Annotated in this window: 2 rRNA genes; both read left to right on the forward strand. The window is 49.2% G+C overall.

What is annotated here, in order from left to right:
• The first annotated feature begins 110 nt into the window (after positions 1–110).
• A 23S ribosomal RNA gene (locus EKM81_RS10835) occupies positions 111–3,030 on the forward strand.
• Positions 3,031–3,119: 89 nt separating this feature from the next.
• A 5S ribosomal RNA gene (gene rrf / locus EKM81_RS10840) occupies positions 3,120–3,227 on the forward strand; the annotation flags it as partial.

Genomic DNA, 3,227 nt, shown 5'->3' on the forward strand with positions numbered 1-3,227 from the left:
GTTCTTTGAAAACTGGATACTATTAAATCTGTAATTAACCGAGAAACAAAAACACCGCGCAACGAAAGTTGTGAGCAACAAATAACCAAGAAAACCGAAGGTTTTCAAATGGTCAAGTTATAAAGGGCGCATGGTGGATGCCTTGGCACTAGAAGCCGATGAAGGACGGGACGAACACCGATATGCTTCGGGGAGCTGTAAGTAAGCTTTGATCCGGAGATTTCCGAATGGGGGAACCCAATTATCAGAGATGATAATGATTGCTTAGTGAATACATAGCTAAGTAAAGGCAGACGCGGGGAACTGAAACATCTCAGTACCTGCAGGAAGAGAAAGAAAATTCGATTTCCTAAGTAGCGGCGAGCGAACGGGAAAGAGCCCAAACCAATGAGCTTGCTCATTGGGGTTGTAGGACAAGATATACGGAGTTACAAAGGAAACAGTTAGTCGAATCAGTTGGGAAGCTGAGCTAAAGAGAGTGATAGCCTCGTAGACAAAAACCGTTTCTCTCCATCTTGGATCCTGAGTACGGCCGAACACGTGAAATTCGGTCGGAAACCGGGAGGACCATCTCCCAAGGCTAAATACTCTCTAGTGACCGATAGTGAACCAGTACCGTGAGGGAAAGGTGAAAAGCACCCCGGGAGGGGAGTGAAATAGATCCTGAAACCATGTGCCTACAAGTAGTCAGAGCCCGTTAATGGGTGATGGCGTGCCTTTTGTAGAATGAACCGGCGAGTTACGTTTTTATGCGAGGTTAAATCGAAGAGATGGAGCCATAGCGAAAGCGAGTCTGAATAGGGCGTTAAGTATAAGGACGTAGACCCGAAACCAAGTGACCTACCCATGTCCAGGTTGAAGGTGTGGTAAAACGCACTGGAGGACCGAACCCACGTATGTTGAAAAATGCGGGGATGAGGTGTGGGTAGCGGTGAAATTCCAAACGAACTTGGAGATAGCTGGTTCTCTCCGAAATAGCTTTAGGGCTAGCCTCGAGGCTAGGATCATGGAGGTAGAGCACTGTTTGGACTAGGGGCCCGTCAAGGGTTACTGAATCCAGATAAACTCCGAATGCCATTGATCCGGTCCTCGGGAGTCAGACTGCGAGTGATAAGATCCGTAGTCGAAAGGGAAACAGCCCAGATCACCAGTTAAGGTCCCTAATTCATGCTAAGTGGAAAAGGATGTGGAATTGCACAGACAACTAGGATGTTGGCTCAGAAGCAGCCACCATTTAAAGAGTGCGTAATAGCTCACTAGTCGAGTGATTCTGCGCCGAAAATGTACCGGGGCTAAGTATGATACCGAAACTGTGGATGTCACCCCTCAGGGGTGATGTGGTAGGAGAGCGTTCTAAGGGCAATGAAGCTAGATCGTAAGGACTAGTGGAGCGCTTAGAAGTGAGAATGCCGGTATGAGTAGCGAAAGATCAGTGAGAATCTGATCCACCGAATGACTAAGGTTTCCTGGGGAAGGCTCGTCCTCCCAGGGTTAGTCGGGACCTAAGATGAGGCCGAGAGGCGTAATCGATGGCAAGCAGGTCGAGATTCCTGCACTAGTTTATTTTGTTTGAGCGATGGAGGGACGCAGTAGGCTAAGTTGAGCATGCGGCTGGAAAAGCATGTCTAAGCAACAAGTCTGAGAATGAGTCAAATGCTTATTTTCATAAGGACAAGTTGTGATGGGGAGCGAAATTTAAGTAGCGAAGCAACTGATGTCACACTGCCGAGAAAAGCTTCTAGTGAGAAATAAACCACCCGTACCGCAAACCGACACAGGTAGTCGAGGAGAAAATCCTAAGGTGAGCGAGTGAACTATCGTTAAGGAACTCGGCAAAATGACCCCGTAACTTCGGGAGAAGGGGTGCTGACCGCAAGGTCAGCCGCAGTGAATAGGCCCAAACAACTGTTTATCAAAAACACAGGTCTCTGCAAAATCGAAAGATGACGTATAGGGGCTGACGCCTGCCCGGTGCTGGAAGGTTAAGTGGAGTGCTTAGCGTAAGCGAAGGTACGAAATGAAGCCCCAGTAAACGGCGGCCGTAACTATAACGGTCCTAAGGTAGCGAAATTCCTTGTCGGGTAAGTTCCGACCCGCACGAAAGGCGTAATGATTTGGGCACTGTCTCAACGATAGACTCGGTGAAATTATATTACCCGTGAAGATGCGGGTTACCCGCGACAGGACGGAAAGACCCCATGGAGCTTTACTGTAGCTTGATATTGAGTGTTTGTGAAACATGTACAGGATAGGTAGGAGCCTAGGAAGTGAGAACGCTAGTTTTCACAGAGGCATTGGTGGGATACTACCCTTGTTTTATGAACCCTCTAACCCGCGCCACACACGTGGCGGGAGACAGTGTCAGGTAGGCAGTTTGACTGGGGCGGTCGCCTCCTAAAATGTAACGGAGGCGCCCAAAGGTTCCCTCAGAATGGTTGGAAATCATTCGCAGAGTGTAAAGGTATAAGGGAGCTTGACTGCGAGACTTACAGGTCGAGCAGGGACGAAAGTCGGGCTTAGTGATCCGGTGGTTCCGTATGGAAGGGCCATCGCTCAACGGATAAAAGCTACCCTGGGGATAACAGGCTTATCTCCCCCAAGAGTCCACATCGACGGGGAGGTTTGGCACCTCGATGTCGGCTCATCGCATCCTGGGGCTGAAGTTGGTCCCAAGGGTTGGGCTGTTCGCCCATTAAAGCGGTACGCGAGCTGGGTTCAGAACGTCGTGAGACAGTTCGGTCCCTATCCGTCGCGGGCGTAGGAAATTTGAGAAAAGCTGTCCTTAGTACGAGAGGACCGGGATGGACATACCGCTGGTGTACCAGTTGTGCCGCCAGGCGCATCGCTGGGTAGCTATGTATGGAAGGGATAAACGCTGAAAGCATCTAAGTGTGAAGCCCCGTTCAAGATGAGATTTCCCATAACATAAGTTAGTAAGACCCCTCAGAGATGATGAGGTAGATAGGCTAGGAGTGGAAGTATAGCGATATATGGAGCGGACTAGTACTAATCGGTCGAGGACTTGACCAAAGGTCAAGGTGAATGGAAACAAGGAAAAATAACAGATGAGATAGGATCCAGTTTTGAGAGGACGAAAAGTTCTTTCTAAGAGTAAGCAGTGTGGTGGCGATAGCAAGAAGGATACACCTGTATCCATGCCGAACACAGAAGTTAAGCTTCTTAGCGCTGAAAGTAGTTGGTGGGAGACTGCCTGCGAGGATAGGGCG

Source organism: Lapidilactobacillus gannanensis (genome assembly GCF_003946675.1).
Taxonomy (GTDB): Bacteria; Bacillota; Bacilli; order Lactobacillales; family Lactobacillaceae; genus Lapidilactobacillus; species Lapidilactobacillus gannanensis.